A 23,226-nucleotide genomic window follows, 5' to 3' on the forward strand; every position below is an offset into this window, starting at 1 on the left:
TGCTTGAAGCGTTCGTCGTGGATTTCGTAAATCGAATTATTCTGGGACAAGAATATTACTCCAGGAATGCTGTTTAACGCTCAGATCTGCGACTGCTGGCGAGGAAAATCACCGCAATGATGGTGAGGCCGGTCAGGACAAGACGAACACCGGCACCAAAGCCGTAGGTGTTGAGCATCGAGACTATGAGGAACATGAAGAGTGCGGCACCCCAAATTCCGGGGATGTTGGAGTCACCACCGGCAACAGCAGTGCCACCGATGATGACAACGGCTATCGACATAAGGAGGTATTCAGCGCCCATGTTGAGTGCGGCTCCACCCGAAAAGCAGGCAAGAAGGAAGCCGCAGAGCGACGCCAGAACCGCGCAGAGCAGATAAGTTATGAAACGCGTTCCATCGACCGGGACGCCCGCCATGCGGGCAGCGAATGGATTTTGCCCAATGGCCGAAATCCAGCGTCCATAGATGCTCCTTTTAAGGAGCACCCAACCGATCAGGGATAGGACCAAAGCCACTATGGCAACGTTAGGTATGCCAAGCGTCGAAGATGTGGTGAATTGTGCCAGAACTTCCGGCGGCTTTACACGCAGGCCACGATTGCTCCAGATCGCAGTCGATTGGATAAGGAAGCTCATCGACAGGGTTGCGATGATCGGCGGAATGCGTAGCAACTTGATAAGCGCATAATTGCAAACACCAATTCCAAGACCGATCAGCAGTGCAACAGCCAGACCTGCCAGAACCATATTATCCTGCGAATCCATCAGCTTGAGAGCGATTGTTGCTGCAAGCGTCATGGTGGCGGGCACAGACAGGTCGATATTGCCGGGGCCGAGCGTGATCACGAACATCTGTCCGAGGCCAACAATCACGGAAAAGGATGCGAATGTGAAAGCTGCGTAGGACAAGCCGTGGGCTCCGGCTCCGCCTGTAAACAGAACGGTGATAATCCAGACCGCGATAGTCGCAACGAAAGACCAAATCCATGGACGGCTTGTGAGAACAGAAATTGCGGTCATTGCTTTTTCCCACGGCTATCGAGACGATTGAGGAAGAGACGCAGGGCCAGAACAACGATGAGAATTCCGCCTTGCGCGCCGATTTGCCAGTCTGGTGAAATGCGCATGAAGGAGAGAAACGAACCCGCGAGCGTCAGTGTCAGCGCACCGATTACCGCACCGATAGGCGAGATACGTCCGCCGACGAATTCACCGCCACCGAGAATGACACCAGCAATGGAAAGAAGCGTATAACGCAGTGCAATATTTGCATCGGCTGAAGTCGTAAGGCCGACAAGTGCGATACCTGCAAGCACGGCAAAGAAAGCAGCAAGTGCATAGGTTCCAGCGCGAATTGCCGTGATAGACCAGCCAGCACGCTCGATGGAGCGGGCATTGCCACCTGCACCGCGCATAAGAACGCCGAACGTGGTTCGCATGACAATGAAATGCGTAACGACGGCTATTAGCACGCTGGCAACAATAGCCATGGGGACAAATGGTGGCTTGGTGGTCATGACCCAGCGCGCCCAGTCTGGCGCCTGACCACCGGGCGACGGCAGCAGCAATACGGCCAGTCCGCCCCAGACAAAGCTCATGCCCAGCGTGACAACGATGGAAGGCAGATTGCGCAGGTGGATGATCGCACCCAACGCTGCATAAGTCGCAATGGCTGCGGCAAGGATCAATACGCCAATGACCGGATTGGTATTGAGATAGGTCGCGGCCACGCAGACTACGAAGCTCACAAAGGTCCCCATCGAAAGGTCAAGGTCGTTGACTGCCATGATGAGCATTTGTGCAATCGTGGCGAGTGCAATCGGGACTGCCAGATTGAACAGGAGGTTAAGCCCGGTATAGCTCATGGCACGGGGCTGCATGTAGAAAACAGCAGCCAGAAGCAGAGCGAGTGAGAAAACCGGCGTTAGCAGGCGAAGTGAGGAGGAAGAAATACGCATTATTCGTGTCCTCCTTCAAATGATGCAGCAAGCACGTTCTTTTCCGTGATTTCGTTGCCGATTAGCTCTGTCACGATCGCACCGTCTCGGAAAACATAGATACGATCGCAAAGTTCAATCTCGTCCATTTCGGTGGAATACCAGACAAAGGTTCGGCCATTTTCAGCTTCGTGGCGCAGGATTTCATAGACTTCCTGCTTGGTTCCGACATCGACACCACGCATGGGGTCGTCCATCAGAATGGCGTTGGCGCTTGTCGCAAGCGCACGTGCAAAAAGCACCTTCTGCTGATTGCCGCCGGAAAGGGACAGTATCCGGTTTGCCATATCCGGTGTGCGGATCTGGATTTTGTCTTTCCACTGCGCGCCAAGTGTATCTTCATGGCTCTTATCAACGAGTTTCATGGATGAAAGGCGGTCAAGCGAACCGATGGTGAGATTGTGCAGAATGCTCCAGAGCGGAAACGTGCCGTTGAGACTGCGATCGCCAGCCACGAAGGCTAGCTCGCAAGTGCGTGCAGGCAACCAGTTTGACCGACGAGCATAATAAAGATCGAGCAGCATCTTGGTCTGGCCGTGACCAGCAAGTCCGGCAAGCCCGATAACTTCGCCTTTGAAAGCCTCAAATGGCTTGGCGTCATTGGCGCGCTTGGTAAACGAGAGCACAGGTTTCCCACTTGAATCGGTCTTTGCAGCACGCCGTGCGGCTTTCTCACGTTCGACGCTGCCCATGGCTTCGACCAGGCTGCGATTTGTGAAATCGTTTGCGGCACGATTAGCAACAACCTTGCCATCCTTCATCACGACGATGCGGTCTGAAGTTGAGAGAATTTCACCAAGCATATGAGAGATCAGGATTACCGAGCCGCCTGTACCAACAAAGCTGCGGACATAGGCCATCAACTGGGCTGCAATTCCTGCGTCGAGTGATGAGGTTGGCTCATCGAGAATAACCAGTTTGGGTGCAAGGCTGGGGGCAGTGAAATTAATGGAAATCTCAACCATCTGCCGCTCGGCAATTGAAAGTTCATCAATCGTCGCGGAGCAATCAATCTTGTGGCCGGGGAAAATCTCGCTCAGCTTCTTTGAAATGAGCTCGACCGCCTTGCCGCGCCAGTTTGAACCCTTAAGGTCGCGCTGCATGATGCGCACATTTTCGGCAATCGTCAGATTGGGAAAGAGTGACAGCTCCTGAAAGACGCAGCGGATGCCATGTTTGCGTGCAGTCACCACACCATGACCTGCTTCTCCGTGATAGGATAAGCTGCCTTCGTGAGGCGAAAGACCACCATTGATAACATTGACGATGGTGGATTTGCCTGCACCGTTATGGCCGACAAGTCCAACGCATTCGCCTTCGTGAATCACGAGATCGGCGCCATCCAGTGCTTTCACAGCACCGAATTGTACGCGGATATTGCGCGCGGCGACGACTTCGCTTCTGTCGATTGTTTCAGACATGCACCCGAACTGTATTTGAGGTGAAGGAAAAGGGAGGCATAGGCAATGCCACCCTCTTTGAGAGAAAAGGTTTACTTCGCTTCCGCGATAACCTTCTGAGCGTCCTCAAGCGAATATTCGACATTCGCAACGCCACCCTTCTGGGTGTTGCTGAGGTCTTTTTCGAGCGATTCCTGGCTTACGCTCAGGAATGGAACAACGAGGTCTTTCTTGACTTCCTTGCCGTCGAGAATCTGTTGTGCAACCCAGAATGCCAGCGTGGAAACACCCGGAGCAATCGAAACGGACATGGTTTCGTAGCCGTTGGCTTCTTTCTGCTGTTTCCACCACTGCAGCTCATCCTCACGGTTGCCCATGATGATGATCGGCGTTTCGCGCTTTGCGGCAGCAAATGCTTGTGCTGCTCCATAGCCATCGCCGCCCTGTGTCACGACCGCATCGATTTTCGGCAAGCTTGGCAACACACCGGCGACCGCGCGCTGCGCAACGTCAGCGGCCCAATCGCCGTGGACAGAGCCGACAATCTTGAAGTTCGGATGCTTCTTCACACCATCTTCGATGCCGGCATGCATCTGGTCGTCGACCGAAACGCCAGCAAGCCCGCGAATTTCAAGCAAATTGCCGCCTTCTGGGAGACGCTTAGCAAGGTATTCGACCTGACCTTCACCCATTGCCTTGAAGTCAACCGCAATGCGCCATGCGCAAGGTTCGGTTACGATGCCGTCGAAGGAAACAACGGTGATGCCGGCATCGCAAGCTTCCTTGACCGCGCCATTGAGCGCTGTCGGGGACGCTGCATTGATGACGATCGCGTCGTAACCCTGCAGGATCATATTCTGGATCTGTGCGGCCTGCTCAGTTGCCTGATTTTCTGCAGTGGTGAAAGCATCGGCTGCAGAAACTGTTCCTGCGCTGACAGCTTCCTTCGTTACTTTGTCCCAGCTTTGAAGCATGGCCTGACGCCATGAGTTGCCGGCATAATTGTTCGAGAAAGCGATCTTCTTCGACGCTGTGTCGGCAAATGCGCTGCCTGTTGCCATCACAGTGGCGAGTGCTGCGGATGCCAAAAGAATTTTCCCAAGCTTCATTTCATTCCTCCCAGTTACAAATTTGCGGTGCCGCAGCGTTCTCAACGCTTCGGTCCGTTTGAAATTCTTTTTGTGCGAAGCCTCCCGCACGACCGCTCCTCAACGGTCCCAGTTTGCGCACCACATTACCTATTGTCTTGTGGGCAATTTTCTGGTGAAGCGAGAATGAAATAAATGCGTTGCTCTGTGAAGGCTGATCGAAGCAACCATGGTGCGGTTTACCGCAGCATAATTGCGGGAACCCGCAAGACGCGCCACCCGACAAAAGGCGTATGATAAGAAGCAAAGCAATCTGTCTTTGGGAGGAGAGTCGCTTGCTGGAATTAGCACCTGAGCGCTTGCTCGACCATTATCTCAATATTTCGAGATTGCTGGCAGGTCAGCTCGATTTCGATTCTATCATTCAATCGGTTGCTGCCGAGATCAATCATATCCTGCCCTATGATCATCTGGACGTCTGTATCAAGATGGTCGATGGCAAGTTTCACATCGCCTATGAAAGCGGGATTGAGACGGCCTGGAGCCGAAATCCGCCAGCGCTTTTATCAGGAAGCCCAATTCGCACGCTCCTATCCGGAGAGGCTGAGTATCTGCTGACTGATGATGCGCGTACAGATACCCGGTTTCATTTTGAAGGATCATTCTCAACGCCGATCATTGAACATGATCTCAAAGCTCGCCTCCATGTGCCACTGAAAGCACAGGGTGATATTATCGGCGCGCTGAGTTGTTCCAGTTTAAGGATCGGCTGCTACACGACGCGTGATGTGGAAAACGCCCAATCGATAGCCGATCTTCTCGCCCCTTATTTTTTCGCCATTCGGGCTGCCGAACAAGCGAAACGCTCAGCAATTGTCGAGACGGAAGCCCGTGCACGGGAAGAAGGATTACGCTTTGGAGCCCTCAAGCTTACCGAAGCGCTGGAGATTGAACGGCATCGCATAGGCATGGATTTGCATGATCAGACGCTGGCAGACCTGACCCGTTTGGCACGTCATGTCGAACGTTTGACGCGCGCCCCCGACCTTTCCGGTGAGCAACTGGAGCCACTGTTTCGCGGCTTACAGCACTGTATGCAGGATTTGCGACAAATCATTGAAGAAGCAAAGCCTTCTGTGCTTCAGCTCTTTGGCTTTGCTCAGGCAACGGAGAACCATCTTGACCGTTCCATACGTGAGAGCGGGGCTGCAATCGAATGGTTTCTGGACGACTACAGCGAGGGCATGACGGAAAAGCTTGAGGAGGCGGTGGCAACTTCGCTTTTTCGGATTGTGCAGGAAGCAATCAACAATGCGATCCGCCACGCGCTAGCGGGTGAAATCCGTGTTCGCCTTCGTGACAAGGCTGGCCGGCTTCTGGTTGAGGTAATGGATGACGGGATTGGTATGGACCGTCAGGCGCAGCGTATTGGCCATGGTATCGACAACATGCGAACACGTGCGCGGCTGATTTCGGCAAGCTTTGCCATCAGAAAGAATACGGAAGGCAGCGGTACATGCGTGACGATCCATCTGCCGCCGGAAATGTGTGAGAGAATTGGAGGGTAGGATGCAGGTTCTGATCGTGGAGGATGATCCGTTGCATCGCACCTATCTGGGCGAAGCGATCCGTGCGGCATTGCCGGAGTGCAATGATGTTCTGGAGGCTGATAACGGTTCGACGGGCGAGAAGCTGGCACGGATGCATCGTTTCGCCCATATTGTGATGGATTTACAAATGAGCGGGCGTAATGGCATCGAAGCCGCGCGCACAATCTGGAAGGAAAATCCGGAGACCCGTATCCTGTTCTGGTCCAACTATGCCGACGAAGCTTATGTGCGCGGTGTCTCGCGCATCGTGCCGGAAGGGGCTGCCTACGGCTATGTACTGAAGTCGGCATCTGATGACAAATTGCGGCTGGCGTTGCGAAGCATTTTTGTCGAAGCGCAATGTGTGATCGATCGCGAAGTGCGTGGTTTGCAGCAAAAGAGCCTTGGTCACGCCAGCGGTTTCAGCGAAAGCGAATATGAAATCCTGATTGATATCGCGCTCGGTTTGACTGATCGGGTTATCGCGCGTCGACGCAATCTTTCTTTGAGAAGCGTTCAGAACAGATTGCAGCAACTCTATGAAAAACTTAGCGTATATCAGGACAAAGGCGAACCGGATGAGGGGCGTTTCAACCTCCGGGCCCGTGCGGTAACGGTGGCGCTTTTACGCAAACTTCTCAATTTCAGCGCGCTTGAACGGGCTGAAATTGATCTTAACGATTGGCTCAGCCGACAGCCGCTTTCAATCGACGCTGCTCCAGATCGAGGTCGAGGTCCTTCGCGAGAGCAATGATTGGCGCAAAGCGACGCTGTTTCTTTTCCGCATGATTGGAAGCAATATCGGCAATGCGGTGCTTGAGGAACGGATTGAGGAAGCGTTCACGCACGGAAGCCACGTAGCTTTCAGCTTGATCACCAAGGCCATCAGCCGCAAAGACTGGCAGGACTTCTTCGCGCCACAGTGCTTCAAGCTCGCTGCGGATCGTTTCGTCCTGCATGGCTTCGAGCACGATTTCGTCTTTTGGACGATTGCCGTTCAGCCATTGCTCAGCAATGAACGTATGGCCGAGATTGAGCAGATAAAGCTTGAGCCGTTCATAGAGCGCAAGGTTTTCAGTCACAACGATATCAGGATGTGTGCAGGGGAGAGTCAGGCCATTGGCCTGCTCGATCGCCCAGATCGCATAAGGTTCGGCAATAGCGCCGACCGGATCAATTGGTTCTGATACGATGCGGTCTACGAGGCTGTTGGCGAAGACACAGTTGCTTTCAATCCATTGCGTGAAAGCCTCGGGCAAGCTCCACGTTTCTGCGAGATCAAGCACAATCGAACGCAACTTGTCGCCATTGCGCGAGATTAGCTCGCACGGGAAAATCGACAGCGATGCATCTGGATTTACCTGCCAGCGATGATGCAGCAGCACGAGAAGCTTGGCAGGGAAACTTTTCGGCAGGCGATCGGTGTCAGTCAGCAGCGAAATGTCGTCGCTGTCATCCAGCTCAAATCCCTTATCACCCGTATTCGACAGAATGACCTTAACCTGGGCCGCCAGCGTGCGGATCGCCTGCCAGTCAGTATGGGCCGAATAGGCGGCAGTCACACTTTTAGCCTGATGGGTCTCATCAATTGCTTCGCCACCAGTCAGTCCGCGAATGATCACCGGATAACCTTCACCAGTGTTAAGCGCTGCGATGCGTCGTGCACTTTCTGGGTTTGAGGTGGTTTGAACGATTGCGACTGTGCCGATGGCGTCGCCCTTTGCAAGCGCTTCCGAAATGAAGAAATCCGCATGTCCGAGCAGAAAACGGCTCGTTCCGAACTGTAGAATCGATGGCTGATCGGTCATGAAGTCCTCCCTTGAATATGCTGGAATAGCTATTCTAGCGGGTAAAATTGGTCAAGCCACTCTTTAAAAACCATCTAAAGCGTGCTGCGACAAAACTGACAAAACTCTCAATATGCTGCAATAACAATAGTATAGATGATATTGCACTTTTCGCATCTTCAAAATATGGTAAGGCCAATTTGGGAGAGAGCATGAGTGAGCATATCGGCTCCGTGGAACCACGGAGGCTTTACCAACAGATTGCCGACCGGGTCAGGCTGCTGATCCGCGAAGGGCATTTTCCGGCTGGAAGCAGGCTTCCCGCTGAGCGCGAACTTGCGCAACAGCTGGGCGTGTCACGCCCATCATTGCGTGAAGCACTCATCGCCCTTGAAATTGCAGGCAACGTTGAAATTCGCATGGGCTCCGGCATCTATGTTGCAGCTGAAGAAACGCGGCTTCCAGCACAAGGCGGATCGATTGGCGAAAGCCCGCTTGAAATCATGCAGGCGCGCTCATTGATCGAAGGTAGCGCGGTGCTCATGGCTTGCAGCCATATCACGCTTGATGCCTTGGATCGCCTGCGCGGCAACCTCGATGCCATGCGGTTGCAGATTGAGGCCGGGCGCAAACCTATTGAACTGGATCGGCAGTTCCATCTCATTATTGCTGAGCAGTCCGGTAATTCGGTCGTGACACGTATTGTACGTGACCTGTTTGACGAGCGGCATAGTCCGCTCACGGCGCAGATGCGTACGCGTTACGAGAATGCCGAGACATGGACCTATGCTTTGGCGGAGCATGAGAAAATTTTTGCAGGCCTTGAAGCGAAGGATCCGCTTCTGGCGCAGGCAGCGATGCGAACGCATTTGGATACATCAAAGCAGCGATGGATGGAAAACGAGCCCAGATAATGAGGCTCATATTGGTCGCTGTGGCGGTTTTGGGAGTGAGGTCAGAACAATGAACGATAAGGCTGTCTCGGCTGTAACGCCGGTAATCCTTTTGCATCCGTCCGACGATGTGGCGGTCGCGCGTATTTCGGTCCGTGCAGGCGACCCGATTGGGCTTGGCGATATCATCGCACGCGATCTGATCGGGCGCGGTCACAAGGTGGCTTTGCGCGACATCTCGGCCGGCAAAGAAGTGCATAAATATGGTCAGGTGATTGGCGTTGCCATTCAGGACATTGCTGTCGGTGAGCATGTTCATCTGCACAATCTCGCTATGCTGCCGTCCGAACACGAGCATCAGTTTTCGGTCGATATCGAAGAGCGTGGGATGTTGCCGGAAGCAGAGCGCCGCCAGTTCATGGGTTATGATCGCGGTTTCGGCGGTGTCGGTACACGTAACTATATTGGCGTCATTTCGTCGGTGAACTGCTCGGCCACGGTTTCGCGCTATATCGCAGATTATTTTAATCGCATGGGCGGTCTCGAAGGCTTCGAGAATGTCGATGGCGTGGTGGCGTTGACGCATGGCAGTGGCTGCGCGATCAACACCAAGTCGGAAGGCTATCGCCTGTTGACCCGCACCATTCAGGGCTACGCCAAGCATCCAAATTTCGGCGGTATTTTGCTGATCGGCCTTGGTTGCGAAACCAATCAGATCGCGCCGATTATGGAACATTATCGCATGGAAGAAGGCGCACGCCTGCGCACCATGACGATCCAGCAGCACGGCGGCACTCGCAAGACCATCGATCATGCGATAGCAGAAATCAAGGAAATGCTGCCACTTGTGAATTCTGCCAAACGCACGCCGCAGCCTTTGTCGAAGCTGAAAGTAGCACTCGAATGCGGCGGCTCGGATGGTTATTCCGGCATTTCTGCCAATCCGGCGTTGGGCTATGCCTCCGATCTGATTGTCCGTAATGGCGGCACTACTGTTTTGGCAGAAACGCCCGAGATATACGGCGCTGAGCACCTTTTGACACGCCGTGCTGTTACGCCAGCGGTCGCCGAAAAACTGCTGCAGCGCATTGACTGGTGGCGCGATTATACCGCTCGCAACGGTGATGAACTCAACAATAACCCATCGCACGGAAACAAGCTTGGTGGCCTGACTACCATTCTCGAAAAGTCGTTGGGCGCGGTCGCCAAGGGCGGATCAATGCCGCTTAAGGCCGTCTATGAGTTTGCTGAAACCGTCACTGAACCGGGTTTCACTTTCATGGATACGCCGGGCTATGATCCGGTTGCTGTGACCGGGCAGGTTGCCGGCGGCTGCAATGTGATCTGTTTCACCACGGGACGCGGGTCGGTATCTGGCTTCAAGCCAGCGCCTTGTATCAAGATCGCAACCAATTCCGAAATGTACGAACACATGAAGGAAGATATGGATTTCAACTGTGGTGGCATCGTCACGGGCGACGAAACCATCGAAGAATCCGGTACGCGCATTTTTGAACACATTATCGCAGTCGCTTCCGGTGAGCAGACGCTCAGCGAAATTTACGACTATGGCGATAACGAATTCGTACCTTGGCAGGTTGGCGCCGTAACCTGATCTGCCTCTTTAGTTCAATGACGACTGACAGGAATATTTCGATGGTCAAAGCTCTGCGTATAGAGAGCGAAAACGTTACCCGTTTTGCTGAAATTCCCGAAGCACCTCTCTTGCCGGGTTATGTCCGTGTAAGCGTGCGTCATGTGGGACTTTGCGGCAGTGACCTGAACACGTTCAAGGGGCTTAATCCGCTCGTGGAACTTCCCCGTATTCCGGGTCATGAAATTGGTGGCGAGATCATCGAAGCAGGTGAGGGTGTGAGCGCTGCTTACGCCAAGGGCAAGCGTGTTATCGTTCTGCCTTACACCAATTGTGGCACCTGCTCGTCGTGCCGCAAAGGCCGTTTGAACGCCTGTCGTTATAACAAGACACTTGGCGTACAGCAGAATGGTGGACTGGCTGAACAGATCGTTCTGCCAGCCGAGAAGCTAATTCTGAACGAAAGCCTGGCACCACGTCATCTGGCATTGGTTGAACCACTTTCTGTTGGTTTTCATGCCGTGGAACGTGGACGAGTTGAAGCTGGGGACACGGTTGCCGTTCTGGGCTGTGGCATGATCGGTATGGGCGTGCTGATCGGTGCGGTTGCGCGCGGTGCCAGGGTTATCGCGATTGATCCAAGTGCGGAAAAGCGTGAACTGGCTCTGAAGTTAGGTGCAACGCATGCTCTCCCGGGCGGTGAGGATGTGGTCGCCAAAGTCCAGGAATTGACCAGCGACGATGGCGTTGATGTGGCTTTTGAAGCAGTCGGATTGCCGATTACCTTCACGCAAGCTGTTGATCTGGCAGGCTTCGCTGGCCGTGTTGTTTATGTCGGCTATTCCAAGTCACCAGTGACCTATCAGACCCAGTTCTTCAATCTGAAGGAACTCGACATCATGGGATCGCGCAATGCGACGCTCACTGATTTCGAGGCTGTCATCGCACATCTGGAAAAGCTCGGGAGTGACGCAGATCAGCTTATCTCCAAGGTATTTTCTTTTGAGGATGCCGAACAGGCGCTGCCCTATTGGGATGGCGACCGCAACGTTCTGAAGATCATTATCGAACGCTACTGAAATCGAAGCGCATCTCCATGCCAGGGAAGGAACGGTATGGAGATGGTGCGGAGGAAACCGGCCCTCTGGCCATAAGTTAAGGACCCTAACGGGAGGATACCCATGAAGAAGTTTGTTACCGGTGCGATCGCGGCTGGCATGTTGCTGGCTGGAAGCATTGCGGGATATGCCGCCAATGTCTCGATCAAGGTTGCCTATGAAAACAATCCCGGCGAGCCTTTTGATCAGGTTATGCATTACTGGAAAGACGATCTCGCCAAGCGCAGCAACGGCGAAATCATGCTTGAGCTTTATCCAAGCTCGCAGCTCGGTTCCAAGAAGGACGTGACCGAACAGGCCATGATGGGCCTCAACGTCGTGACCATTTCCGACGTTGGCTTTCTGGCAGAATATGATCCGGACCTCGGCGTGCTTTATGGCCCGTTCCTGACAGATGATCCGGCACAGCTTTTCAAAGTTTATGACGGCCCTTGGTTCAAAGAGAAGAGCGAAGATCTGAAGAAGAAAGGCATTCACATCGTAATGCCGAACTATCTTTACGGTATTCGCCAGATCATTTCCAAGAAGCCGATCCGCACGCCTGAAGACCTCAAGGGCATGAAAATCCGCGTGCCTAACAACGTCATGCAGATCAAGACTTTTGAAGCCATGGGCGCAACCCCAACTCCAATGCCTTTGGGCGAAACCTTCCCGGCACTGGCACAGGGCGTGATCGATGGCGTCGAAAATCCGATTTCTGTTCTTTACGGTCAGAAGTTCCAGGAAGAAGCCAAATATCTGAGCAAGGTCGGATACCTGACCAATGTTGCTCTCATCGTTGGTGGTGAAGCCTTCTTCTCGACGCTGCCTGAAGAGCAACTCAAGATGATCCATGAATCTGCCTATGATGCAGGTCTCTACAGCCAGAAGCTGACGATCGAAAAAGACAACGAAATGATCGAAAAGATGAAGGAAGCGGGCGTCGAAGTGATCGATGTCGACCGTGCTCCTTTCAAGGCGCTGGCTGAAAAGGTCTACACTCAGTTCCCAGAATGGTCGCCAGGTCTTTACGAAAAGATCAAGGCAGAGCTGAAGAACTGATCCATCTCAATTCGGATATTGCCGTGCCGCAGTTTGACTGCGGCACGGCAACTGCATGGAATCTAATCCGATGAAAATTTTTGAAAAACTGATCGACTGGCTTGCTGCTGCTCCGCTGTTCATTCTGCTTGCGCTGTTTAATGTTGCAGTAGTGATGCGCTACTGGCTTCACCAGCCGCTGCAATGGACAGAAGAAATTTCCGGCTTGCTGATGATCTGGATCATCATGCTTGGCAGTGTCGCAGCGGAACGTGACAACCAGCATCTTGCTATTCCGATGCTTGTGGAAATTCTGCCTGAAAAGGTCCGCGATGTGATTAATTCAATCATCTCGATCCTTTCTGGTCTGTTTCTGCTCTATGTGTCCTATGCCGGATACAAGCTGTCGGTAGCCGCTCAGTTCAAGGTGACTGACGTGCTGCGGATTTCCTATTATTGGATCGACATCGCAGTACCCGTCGGTTTCGTCATCATCGCTCTTTACATGTTTACTGGCGCTTTCAAAACCTTGCGCGCCGCTTTTGCGGGAGGCAAGGCATGAACCTGACCACTATCGTTTTGATTATGCTGGCGCTGATCGCGCTGAATATGCGCCTTTACGTGGCCATTCTGATCGCGGTCTTTACCTATTTTATCTTTTTCAACCAGATGCCGATTGCAATCGCAGTTCAGCGTTTCATCAGTCCGGCTCAAAACACGTCGCTACTCGCTATCCCATTCTTCATCATGCTCGGCACTGTGATGTCGCATACGGGTATTGCCGAGCGTTTGATCAAAGTTGCAGATATTCTTGTCGGCCGTATGCGCGGCGGCATGGCACTCACCAACATCATGGTTTCGACCCTGATGGGCGGGGTCAGTGCGTCCAATCTTGCAGACAGCGCCATGCTGACCCGTATGATGGTGCCGGAAATGGTCAAGCGTGGCTATGACAAGGCGTTTTCATGCGCGGTTACAGCAGCCGGCTCGCTGATTACTCCTATTATTCCTCCGGGTATAGCGCTGATCATCTATGGTCTGATTGCGGACGTTTCTATCGGCAAGATGTTCATGGCTGGCATCGTGCCGGGTATTCTGGGGGCGGTCATTTTGATGATCGCGGCTTATTTGACGTCCGTGAAGCGTGGCTACAAGCCAAGCCGCGACCGGCGCATGACCGGCGCTGAAGTTGCTTCAACGCTCGCATCTGCCTGGCCTGCCGTTTTGCTCCTGCTTGCCATTATCGGTGGTATTCGCCTTAACATCTTCACGCCGACAGAAGCTGGTGCTGTTGCGGTGACGCTGGTGCTGATTATTGGCTTTGTGATCTATCGTGAAATGCGCGTATCGCATGTGGTGGATTCACTCATCGAAACTGCCAAGTCTACAGCTTCGGTCATGCTGGTTATCATGGCGTCGTCGGCGCTCGCATGGGTGTTTTCGCTTGAGCAGGCCGGTCAGTCGTTGATGCAGGTCATTTCGACTTTCACCAGCAATCCATATGCATTTTTGCTTGCCATTAATGTGATTTTGCTCGTGCTTGGTGCGCTGATCGAAGGCACTGCCCTGATGATCGTTCTGGTTCCGCTCCTGATGCCTACCGTAAAGGCGCTTGGTATTGATCCGGTCCATTTCGGTATTATCGTCATTGTGAATCTGTCGATTGGCACGCTGACACCGCCGGTTGGTACGGTCATGCTAATGGTGTGTAATATTGCCAAGGTCAGAGTGGGTGATTTTACACGTCAGGCGTTCAGTATGTATCTGGCGTTGTTCATTCTGCTGGGACTGATCACCTATGTGCCGATCATAACGACATTCCTGGCACACTAAAAATAAAGCGCGGGAAATTTCCCGCGCTTTTTATCACCAGGGGTTATCGACACGCGGCCATATGGGCCGCGTCATTTTTCGATAATCGGTAGCCCGTGGATTGACCGGGTAAGAACTCGGCGCATCTACGTAGATGATCTCGGCCGCAATCGGCGCGAACCCTGCATGAAAATGGTTGGTCGATTTGACGACCAGAATGTCCTTAAGCATGGGATCGATGCCTATATTGGAGAAAATATCAGGCTCAAAAGTTTGCGTGCGATTGGTATTGAGGATGACGTCTATCTCCGTTCCATCAATGCGAACAACTGCTGATGGTCCCAGCGTCACACGACTAAGGCCAAAGCTTTGCCAGCCTTCGGGCAGAACTTTCATTACTGTCACGCGGGCATCAATTGGCTCTCCGGCCTGTGGCCCCGATTTTCCACCTATACGCAGATCAATCACTGCACCTTCACCCGCCGCATGGCAGAAAGTGACGGCCAGTGTATCCCATATGGTTGCAACAGCAGCTTTCAGGATACCGCGATCCATTAAATGACGCAGAATATGGGTGCCGTCGCCTGCAACGCCACCGCCGGGATTATCCCATACATCGGCAATCACGGCAGGCTTTGCCGGGTTGACGGCATGGGCTGCAATTGCACGGTCGATGCCGTCATCGATGCTATACATCTTCATCAATGTCTGCTCGCGCATACCGATAAGCTCGCGACCCAGTTTTTCTGCGAGAGCATCACCTTTTGCGCGATCATTGTCTGTGACGACAAGAATGCGTGTCCCCATTTCAGGAACATCGGCTGCCATGAAACCATGAATGACAGAGATGGATAGAATGCCGTCCTTGCCATGCATCCCTTTGATGCGATCGATGAACGAGCGCATCGGCTCCTGACTAGTCGGAAAAACTCCGATCATGCGGCAGTCGAAAGTGGAAATGACAGGCTTGATTTTGCCCTTCAACGCATCCAGTGCCAGCGACACAACATGTTCGCCACGTTCATAAAAATCCGTATGAGGAAATTCGAGAAAAGCGGCGTAGATATTCAGGTTTTCGACCCGCTTCTGTGTCAGGTGACTATGCGGGTCAAATTCGCTGGCCACCAGAATGTCCGGTCCAACAATTGCACGCACACGCTCCAGCAGATCGCCTTCGCAATCGTCATAGCCTTGCGCGACCATGGCCCCATGCAGGCCAAGCACGACGGCATCGACTGGCATTGCGGCTTTCAACTGCTCCAGAATTTCATCACGCAGTTCTTCAAAGGCTTGTTTCTGCAACAAACCGCCTGGTTCAGCCCATGTGGCTGTTCCTTCTATGACAGTTAGTCCTTCCGCAGCTGCTCGTTTGCGCAATGCCACGATTGGCGATGAACACAGCGTCGGCGTATCGGGGTGTTTGCCCGGTGCCGCATAGAAAGCCATTTCAAACGACGCACGGTCGGTTGGGACAGGCGAAAAAGTATTGGTTTCAGTAGCAAGCGACGCGGTGAAAATGCGCATATGGTCTGCCCGGTCTATTTTTGCGGTGCGTAGGCGATGGCTTCGATCTCGATCTTGATGTCAATCATCAGTCGGGATTCAACCGTGGTACGTGCTGGCGGGTCTTTGGGGAAATAGGTTGCGTAGATCGCATTCATACGTCCGAAATCACGCGCATCTTCGAGCCAGATGGTTGTCTTGACCACGTCTTCCATACTCGCTCCAGCAAGAGCGAGGGCTGCTTTAATGTTTTCGAGCACCTGCGCGGTTTGGACTTCAATGCCGCCATCTACGATCTTGCCATCAGCACCCATTGGCACCTGTCCTGATATATAGACGGTATCGCCAGCGCGCACGGCAGGGGAAAGCGGCACATGTGATGCACCGAATGCCTGTTTTTTGGACATGTTGAACTCCGATTATTTTACAGCGCCCAGCGATAGACCTTTGATCAGGTAGCGCTGCAGCCATATGAAAAGGATCGCGACGGGGAGAGTGGCGACAAGCGTTGCAGCCATGACATAGTGCCATTCAACGGTGTAACGGCCAGCGACCAGCGAGAAAACCTGAATGGGAAGCGTATAGCTGCTCTGGCTGCGCAACATGGTGAGCGCCACCACGAATTCGTTCCATGCATTGATGAAAGTGAAGATCGCGGTTACGGCGATGGCAGGTATACAGAGCGGCAGGAACACTTTGACAAGCGTTTTGAAACGGCCAGCACCTTCCATCCATGAAGCTTCTTCAAGGTCTTTGGGAATGGTGTCGAAATAACTTTGCAACATCCAGACGGTGAAGGCGATATTGAAAGCCATGTAAATGGCGCCAACAGCGGTCACGCTCTCGATCAATCCATAAGCGGCAAGCAGGCGAAACAGGCCGAGTACCAGCACGATTGGCGATATCATCTGCGAAATCAGCAAGAACTGCCGAAAAGCGCCGTGACCGACAAAGCGAAAGCGCGACATGGCATATGCCGCCGGAATGGAGACGACTATCGCACCAACTGACGCAATGATCGAGACATAGAACGAGTTCAGCAATGCATTGCCAAAGCCGGTACGCACCCACATTTCAGAAAAATTCTGCCAGCGGAATTCACTCGGCCACCATGTCGGTGACAGAACTTCCTGTGGTGGTTTGACTGCGGTCAAAAACATGACCGCAAAAGGAAACAGCGTCAGCACGATCAGTGGAGCGAGGATGATCCAGGCAAGGATTGTGCGTTTGATTTTGGATGCGATCATGTGCGTTCGCTCCGCATGGATAGCCGGATATAGAAGGCTGTGAAAACCAGAAGGATGGCGAGCATGATCAGCGAGACTGCTGAGGCTTCACCGAGTTTTCCGAGTCTGAAAGCCAGCTTGTAAAGGTGGGTTACGAGAATATCTGTCGTATTTGCCGGTCCACCCTGCGTCATTACCCAGATGATCGGGAACGAGTTGAACACATAGATCGTGTTGAGCACGATTGCGATGTTCACGAACGGCTTGAGCAAGGGCAAGGTGATTTCACGAAACTGCTGCCAGAGGCTGGCGCCTTCCAGTGAAGAGGCTTCATAAAGATCATCGGGAATGGACGACAGGCCGCCGAGGAAGATCGTGGTGGTGAACGGCACAGTCACCAGAATGCCAACGAGAACCTGCATTGGAAAGGCGGTTGTGGCGCTGGCAAGCCACTGAATGTTGCTGTCTATAATGCCAAGATTGCGCAACGCCGAGTTAAGCATCCCGCTTTCGCCATTCAACGCCCAGCGCCAGACGATTGCCGTCATGGTCAAGGAGACAGCCCATGGCAGCATAACGATAACGCGTGCGACGGAACGGCCGTAGAAATCCATATTCAGGATGATCGCAACTGGTATCGATACGACAAGTGCGCCACCGACAACGGCTATCGTCCATACGGCGGTTCGCCATAATGCGTTCAGAAAATCGGCTGATGCGAAAAGGGCAGTGAAGTTTGCGCCATCGTTGAAATCGCGCAATTGCCCGAAACGGTTCACATCATGGGTGGCGATCTCAAAGAGATGCACGACCGGCCAGAAGATCACTACCGCAGCCAGCAGCAGGCTTGGCAAGATCAGAAAATAGGGCAGGGTGCGATTTTGCATCGGCCAAAAATTCCACGGAATAAAAGGGACCCGGCAGCAGAACAGTTCAAACTGTCTACAGTTTCGTCCACTGCCGGGGTGATGGGATTACTTCTTCAGGATTGCATCCGCCTTGGCGGCAGCTTCCTTAAGAACGGCTTCCGGTGCGCCCTGACCAAGGTAGATGCTCTGCATCGCATTGGACGTAATGTCGGCGATTTCTTCCCAGCCCGGAATGATTGGCGCAAAGCGGGCATCAGGGAGCAGGGCAGTGAAAGCAGCGAGATCGGCATTATTGACGTAATAATCCATCTTCGCTTCTTCCTTGTTCACAGGAAGGAAGCCTTCACCCTGTGTGAACTTGGCGCGCCACTCCGTCTGGAACAGGAAGTCGAGAACCTTCCAGGCCTCTTCCTTGTTCTTGGAATTCTGGAACATGATAACCGAGTCTGTCACGCCGTAAGTACCGCGAGCGCCTGTTGGGCCAGCAGGAATTGCAGTCACACCATATTTCAGATTTGGTGCTTCTTCCTTGATCTGGTTTGACAGGAATGGCGCGGTGATCATCATGCCGACCTTGCCCTGCTTGAAGAGGTTCTGCACATCTTCACGAGCATAGGAAGTGACACCTGGCTGAGTCAGGCCGTCGTCGATCATCGACTTATAAAGCTTGGCAGCTTCCAGCGCACCAGGTGTGCTCAGGCCAGAAGTACCATCCTTGTTGAGGATTTCGGCGCCATAGGACCACATGCCGTAATAGAAGTAGACATCGGTTTCGATTTCTTTGCCCTGAAGGCCGAAACCATAGTTTTCACCACCAAGTGCCTTGATCTTCTCTGCGGCAGCCTTCACTTCATCCCAGTTTGCAGGAGGATTGGCCACACCTGCCTTTTCAAGCAGATCCTTGTTGTAATACATGGCGCGAGCGGATGCCGCGATCGGCAGGCCGTATGTCTTGTCTTCCAGCACAGAAGGCGACAGGAATGTTTCGATGAAACGTCCCTTGAATGCATCATCCATATAGCCATCAAGTGGCTCGGCAATGCCCTGCTGTACGAAGTCGATCAGCCAGCGTGTGCCGATGATCGAAAGATCGGCATTGGTGCCTGCTGAAATGTCGGTGGTCAGTTTCTGTAGAAGTACGTCCCATGGCACGATCTCGAAATTGAGCGTGATTCCAGGGTTTGCGGCTTCAAAAGCCTTTTTGACTTCCTCAAAGTATGGGCCGGTCTTCGAGCTGTATTCAGCGACCGTCATACGCACTTCGCCAGCCTGTGCCGCCGAACCAAGTGCCAGAATGCTCAATCCAGCCAAAAGGCTGGCCTTCCATTTATTAATAGACATTTTCCCGTTCCCTTGTTTGCCCATGCTTCATGTGAAGACGTTATAATTTTTGTTATTTTCTTACATTATCGGCAAATTTCGCGCTTTCAAGTAAAAAGTTTTGTTGCAAACTTACATTTTCACTTTTAGGCTGGTCTGAATAGTATGCACGTAAAGTGCTGTATAAAGGGGACGAGAGTGGAGCATTCAGGCGAATTTGCCGGAAAATCCGTACTGATTACCGGGGCCGGAGGCGGCGTCGGCACAGCGCTTGTGAAAATTTTTTCATCACGCGGCGCGAAAATTATCGGTTGTGATTCCAGTCTGGAAGTCATGCAGGCTGATAGTTTTTACAGCCGCCATGCATTCGATCTGCTTGACCGCAACACGCTTCAGTCTGTCGTAAACACCATCATAGATGCTGATGGTGTGCCGGATATTGTGATCAACAATGCTGGATGGACCCGGGCTGAATCATTTGACGAACTGGATCAGGCGCGAATCAATCAGGAGATTGATCTTAATCTGACCGGAGTCTGTTCATTTTCTGCGGCACTGGCACAGAAAATGGCGGCGAGCGGCCGTAGCGCTTTTGTTTTTATATCATCGGTCAATGCGCTCTCGCATTTCGGCAATCCAGCCTATGCGGCGGCTAAGGCTGGCATCAATGCTTTTGCTCGTGCTCTTGCGGTTGAATATGGGCAACACGGATTGCGTGCCAATGTCGTTTGTCCGGGTTCAATTCATACCCCGGCATGGGATCATCGGATTGCGAAAGACCCAGCCGTTCTTGACAAGCTCAAGCGGCTTTATCCGCTGGGTCGCATTGTCAATGTTACTGAGGTGGCCGAAGCGGTCGCCTTCCTCGCATCGGACCGGGCATCCGGCATAACGGGCACAATTCTGCCTGTTGATGCTGGGCTTATGGCTGGTTGCAGACCTTTTATTGAAGATATCTTAGGTGGGAACTGAGTGATGAAAAATGTTTCCCTGCGTGGAATTACCAAATCTTTCGGACAGATGAATGTTCTGGATCGCGTTGATCTGGAGATTGAGGACGGTGAGTTTCTGGTGCTCGTTGGTCCGTCTGGCTGCGGTAAGTCCACACTTTTACGTATGGTCGCGGGACTTGAACCAATTTCCGGTGGCGATCTCATTATTGGCGGTGAACGCGCCAATGAGCTGCCACCGCAAAAACGCAATATCGCGATGGTGTTTCAGTCTTATGCACTTTTCCCGCATATGACGGCACGGGAGAATATCGGTTTTGGTCCACGCATTCGGGGCGAGGATAGTTCGACCACGGCGACGAAAGTGGACAAGGCTGCATCTATTCTCAATCTGCATTCTTATCTCGACCGTTATCCGCGCCAGCTTTCCGGCGGTCAGCGCCAGCGCGTTGCGATGGGGCGAGCGATTGTACGCGAACCTTCGGTGTTTCTGTTCGATGAACCTTTGTCCAATCTTGATGCTCAGTTGCGTGTGCAGATGCGTACCGAAATCAAGGCGCTGCATCATCGGCTGAAGTCGACAGTCATCTACGTGACACATGATCAGATCGAAGCCATGACGATGGCTGACCGTATCGTGGTGATGAACCAGGGCAAGATTCAGCAGATCGGCGCACCACTTGAACTCTATGACCGACCCGCCAACAAGTTTGTGGCAGGGTTTATCGGCTCACCATCAATGAGCTTCATTCCCGGTGAGGTGATTGAGGGCGGCAGGTTCCGCACGACTGACGGCGAAGAGATTGCTACCCCGGGACGCAAGACATCGGAACGTGGCGCAGAACTGGGTATCAGGCCGGAAAATTTCATCGTCGCGAAAGACGGCGGAGGGCTCACGCTTGCTATCGAGGTCGTCGAACCAACAGGCCCGGAAACCCATGTTTATGGGAAAATTGCTGGTGAATCTGTGCGAGCAGTATTCCGTGAGCGTATTCACCTTGCCCCGGGAGAGCGAGTCCCTGTAACGGCAAAGCCCGAACACATTCATCTCTTTGATAAGGAAAGCGGTTTACCGCTGTAATTCTCGTATGAGCAAGGTTGCAGACATCATCACAAGGCTTCATGCCGCAGCACAGGAAGGGTCAAAATCTGACCGTCGACTGGCTGCATTGGTGTTGTCAGATCCTGATTACGCATCCAAAGCCGCTATATCTGAAATAGCGGCTCGGGCCGAAGTAAGTGAGCCGACGGTCACGCGATTTTGTCGTGGTCTGGGCTGCGATGGTGTCCGTGATTTCAAGTTTTTTCTGGCACAGGCGCTGGCAATTGGTGGTCAGTACCTGACCGCAGAAGCGCCAGCCCGCGATGTTCGCGAAGCACGTATCGCTTCCGCGGTTACAGAGGCAGCAGTTGCCGCCATTCATCGTGCCAGTGATAATCTGGACATGTCTGTTGTCATGAAAATTGCGGAACGGATTGCTGTTTCAGGCTCGGTGCTTTGCGTTGGTTCAGGCGGCATCTCTTCAATGATGGCGACAGAATTGCAAAACCGACTGTTCCGACTGGGTATTCCGGTTCTGGCGCAGGTGGATGGGCAGTTACAGCGCATGTATGCAGCCGTTGCAACGCGTGAGACAACGGTGATTGCGTTCTCCGTGTCAGGTTATGCGCGCTCTGTAGTCGAGGCCATTTTGGTGGCCCGGCAATATGGAGCGGAGACGGTTGCAATCACCGCACAAGGTTCTGATCTTGCAAAGGCCGCCAATACGGTCATTCCGTTTCAGGCCGTTGAAGACGGCAACTTGTATAAGCCGACATCGTCCCGTTTTGCTTTGATGGCAATACTGGACATGATTGCAACTGCGACGGCTGAAGTTCATGGGCCAAAAGTGCTTGAGAGCCTGCGACGCATCAAGCACAGTTTGAACACACTCAAGATAGACGATCCGCGCTTGCCCCTGGGTGACTGATGGGAGACTGACCAATGACACGGCCTAAAACTGTCCACGAAATTGATACTCCAGCAATTCTGATTGATGTTAATCGTGTGCAAGCCAATATCATGAAGGCGCAAGCTCATGCCGATGCTGTTGGTGTGAAGCTGCGTCCACATATAAAGACGCATAAACTACCGTTCTTTGCGCGACGCCAGCTTGAGGCGGGCGCGGTGGGGATTACGTGCCAGAAGCTCGGCGAGGCTGAGGTTATGGCAGATGCGGGAATTGTCGATATCTTTCTGCCTTATAATATTCTGGGCAAGGAGAAGCTCGACAGACTCTTTTCTCTTCATCAGCGCATCACGATCTCTGTCACCGTCGATAATTCTACGAGTCTCGAAGGATTGGAAAAGCGCTTCACCAATGAAGGGCGCCCGCTCAAGGTGCTGGTTGAATGCGATACTGGCATGGGACGCTGTGGTGTTCAGGCGCCAGAAGAGGCGCTGGAACTCGCGCGTCAGATCGATCAGAGCAAGGGGCTCAGGTTTGGTGGGCTGATGACTTATCCGGCGACCGGCAAAGCGGAGCAAGCCGAACAATGGCTTGTTGAGGCACGTGATGTGCTGGCTGCGAACGGTATCCAGTGTGAAACCATTTCAAGCGGTGGCACGCCAGATATGTGGCGCTCTCCAAAGGAAAGTGTGATCACGGAATATCGGCCCGGCACCTATATTTATTTCGACCGTTATCAAGTTGGCCACGGCGCAGCAACGCTCGATGACTGTGCATTGACGGTGTTTTCAACAATCGTCAGCCATCCAACACCCGATCGTGCAATCATTGACGCCGGCTCAAAGTCACTTTCCAGCGACACGCTTGGGCTTGCTGATTTCGGTGAACTGGCTGGAAGGCCAGATGCACGTATCACAGGCTTGAGTGAGGAACATGGCACGCTCAAGGGCGATATCGCAGGATTGAAAGTAGGTGACAAGGTGCGGGTTATTCCTGACCATGTTTGCGTTGTTTCAAATCTCTTCGATGAAGTGCATCTCATCTCGGGCGACGATGTTATCGACATATTGCCGGTGGCTGCACGTGGAAAGCTGAAATAATAATGGGGAC

General features: G+C 52.9%; 22 protein-coding genes. 12 read left to right on the forward strand and 10 right to left on the reverse strand.

The features are described from left to right. Positions 1-73 precede the first annotated feature (73 nt). The 4 genes from CEV32_RS03310 to CEV32_RS03325 form a co-directional block, all read right to left on the reverse strand. A complete protein-coding gene (locus CEV32_RS03310; RefSeq protein ID WP_094574134.1) occupies positions 74-1,021 on the reverse strand; it encodes an ABC transporter permease in 948 nt (315 codons plus the stop codon). Then, entirely contained in the window at positions 1,018-1,959 is a 942-nt protein-coding gene (locus CEV32_RS03315) for an ABC transporter permease (protein ID WP_094574135.1), read from the reverse strand. Before CEV32_RS03315 ends, CEV32_RS03310 begins: the two co-directional genes overlap by 4 nt. Next, the gene (locus tag CEV32_RS03320; protein WP_094574137.1) at positions 1,959-3,419 is read right to left on the reverse strand and encodes an ATP-binding cassette domain-containing protein; all 1,461 of its coding nucleotides are present in this window, start codon (positions 3,417-3,419) and stop codon (positions 1,959-1,961) included. Before CEV32_RS03320 ends, CEV32_RS03315 begins: the two co-directional genes overlap by 1 nt. Before the next feature lie 71 nt (positions 3,420-3,490). Beyond that, on the reverse strand, positions 3,491-4,507 hold the full coding sequence (locus tag CEV32_RS03325; protein ID WP_094574139.1) for a substrate-binding domain-containing protein: 1,017 nt from the start codon (positions 4,505-4,507) through the stop codon (positions 3,491-3,493). A 314-nt stretch (positions 4,508-4,821) separates the two neighbouring features. Here CEV32_RS03325 and CEV32_RS03330 point away from each other — a divergent pair, with 314 nt between their 5' ends. Both CEV32_RS03330 and CEV32_RS03335 read left to right on the forward strand, forming a co-directional pair. Then, the gene (locus CEV32_RS03330; RefSeq protein ID WP_094574141.1) at positions 4,822-6,054 is read left to right on the forward strand and encodes a GAF domain-containing sensor histidine kinase; all 1,233 of its coding nucleotides are present in this window, start codon (positions 4,822-4,824) and stop codon (positions 6,052-6,054) included. 1 nt (position 6,055) lies between these two features. Then, positions 6,056-6,829, forward strand: a complete 774-nt coding sequence (locus tag CEV32_RS03335) for a response regulator transcription factor (protein WP_094574144.1) — start codon at positions 6,056-6,058, stop codon at positions 6,827-6,829. On the opposite strand, the gene CEV32_RS03340 is transcribed toward CEV32_RS03335, so the two are convergent. Next, positions 6,762-7,883, reverse strand: coding sequence for a mannitol dehydrogenase family protein (locus tag CEV32_RS03340; protein ID WP_094574146.1), 1,122 nt, complete (start codon positions 7,881-7,883; stop codon positions 6,762-6,764). The two genes, CEV32_RS03335 and CEV32_RS03340, sit on opposite strands and share 68 nt — an antisense overlap. 191 nt (positions 7,884-8,074) lie before the next feature. Here CEV32_RS03340 and CEV32_RS03345 point away from each other — a divergent pair, with 191 nt between their 5' ends. The 6 genes from CEV32_RS03345 to CEV32_RS03370 all read left to right on the forward strand — a co-directional run bounded on the left by CEV32_RS03345 (position 8,075) and on the right by CEV32_RS03370 (position 14,320). After that, positions 8,075-8,776 carry a FadR/GntR family transcriptional regulator gene (locus CEV32_RS03345; RefSeq protein WP_094574148.1) on the forward strand — a complete coding sequence of 234 codons (702 nt, stop codon included), beginning with the start codon at positions 8,075-8,077 and terminating at the stop codon, positions 8,774-8,776. Between the two features lie 49 nt (positions 8,777-8,825). Continuing rightward, positions 8,826-10,370 carry a UxaA family hydrolase gene (locus CEV32_RS03350; protein WP_094574150.1) on the forward strand — a complete coding sequence of 515 codons (1,545 nt, stop codon included), beginning with the start codon at positions 8,826-8,828 and terminating at the stop codon, positions 10,368-10,370. A gap of 41 nt (positions 10,371-10,411) precedes the next feature. Continuing rightward, positions 10,412-11,428: a zinc-binding alcohol dehydrogenase family protein gene (locus CEV32_RS03355; RefSeq protein WP_094574152.1), complete on the forward strand. Its 1,017-nt coding sequence runs from the start codon at positions 10,412-10,414 to the stop codon at positions 11,426-11,428. A gap of 102 nt (positions 11,429-11,530) precedes the next feature. Continuing rightward, a complete protein-coding gene (locus CEV32_RS03360; protein WP_094574154.1) occupies positions 11,531-12,508 on the forward strand; it encodes a C4-dicarboxylate TRAP transporter substrate-binding protein in 978 nt (325 codons plus the stop codon). A 70-nt stretch (positions 12,509-12,578) separates the two neighbouring features. Further along, positions 12,579-13,049 (forward strand): TRAP transporter small permease, encoded by a 471-nt coding sequence (locus tag CEV32_RS03365; RefSeq protein WP_094574156.1) that lies wholly within the window; start codon positions 12,579-12,581, stop codon positions 13,047-13,049. After that, positions 13,046-14,320 (forward strand): TRAP transporter large permease, encoded by a 1,275-nt coding sequence (locus CEV32_RS03370; protein ID WP_094574158.1) that lies wholly within the window; start codon positions 13,046-13,048, stop codon positions 14,318-14,320. The genes CEV32_RS03365 and CEV32_RS03370 overlap by 4 nt, the downstream gene beginning before the upstream one ends. Before the next feature lie 33 nt (positions 14,321-14,353). Here the strand turns inward: CEV32_RS03370 and CEV32_RS03375 are convergent, their stop codons facing one another. From CEV32_RS03375 to CEV32_RS03395, 5 genes are all read right to left on the reverse strand, one after another. Then, positions 14,354-15,823, reverse strand: coding sequence for a M81 family metallopeptidase (locus tag CEV32_RS03375; protein ID WP_094574160.1), 1,470 nt, complete (start codon positions 15,821-15,823; stop codon positions 14,354-14,356). Between the two features lie 14 nt (positions 15,824-15,837). Next, entirely contained in the window at positions 15,838-16,209 is a 372-nt protein-coding gene (locus tag CEV32_RS03380) for a RidA family protein (RefSeq protein ID WP_094574162.1), read from the reverse strand. 12 nt (positions 16,210-16,221) lie between these two features. Beyond that, positions 16,222-17,049, reverse strand: coding sequence for a carbohydrate ABC transporter permease (locus tag CEV32_RS03385; protein ID WP_167382731.1), 828 nt, complete (start codon positions 17,047-17,049; stop codon positions 16,222-16,224). Beyond that, positions 17,046-17,915 (reverse strand): carbohydrate ABC transporter permease, encoded by an 870-nt coding sequence (locus CEV32_RS03390; protein WP_094574164.1) that lies wholly within the window; start codon positions 17,913-17,915, stop codon positions 17,046-17,048. Before CEV32_RS03390 ends, CEV32_RS03385 begins: the two co-directional genes overlap by 4 nt. Before the next feature lie 87 nt (positions 17,916-18,002). Continuing rightward, positions 18,003-19,238 (reverse strand): ABC transporter substrate-binding protein, encoded by a 1,236-nt coding sequence (locus CEV32_RS03395; protein WP_094574166.1) that lies wholly within the window; start codon positions 19,236-19,238, stop codon positions 18,003-18,005. Positions 19,239-19,415: 177 nt separating this feature from the next. Between CEV32_RS03395 and CEV32_RS03400 the strand changes: the two genes are divergently transcribed. Genes CEV32_RS03400 through CEV32_RS03415 form a run of 4 tightly spaced genes read left to right on the forward strand, consistent with a single transcriptional unit; the run spans position 19,416 to position 23,216 of the window. Continuing rightward, positions 19,416-20,189, forward strand: a complete 774-nt coding sequence (locus CEV32_RS03400) for an SDR family oxidoreductase (RefSeq protein ID WP_094574168.1) — start codon at positions 19,416-19,418, stop codon at positions 20,187-20,189. 3 nt (positions 20,190-20,192) lie between these two features. Then, positions 20,193-21,248 carry an ABC transporter ATP-binding protein gene (locus CEV32_RS03405; RefSeq protein WP_094574170.1) on the forward strand — a complete coding sequence of 352 codons (1,056 nt, stop codon included), beginning with the start codon at positions 20,193-20,195 and terminating at the stop codon, positions 21,246-21,248. 7 nt (positions 21,249-21,255) lie between these two features. Then, positions 21,256-22,137, forward strand: a complete 882-nt coding sequence (locus tag CEV32_RS03410; RefSeq protein ID WP_094574172.1) for a MurR/RpiR family transcriptional regulator — start codon at positions 21,256-21,258, stop codon at positions 22,135-22,137. A gap of 14 nt (positions 22,138-22,151) precedes the next feature. After that, a complete protein-coding gene (locus CEV32_RS03415; RefSeq protein ID WP_094574174.1) occupies positions 22,152-23,216 on the forward strand; it encodes a D-TA family PLP-dependent enzyme in 1,065 nt (354 codons plus the stop codon). The last annotated feature ends 10 nt before the right edge of the window (positions 23,217-23,226 follow it).

It is taken from the genome of Brucella rhizosphaerae (genome assembly GCF_002252475.1).
GTDB lineage: Bacteria > Pseudomonadota > Alphaproteobacteria > Rhizobiales > Rhizobiaceae > Brucella > Brucella rhizosphaerae.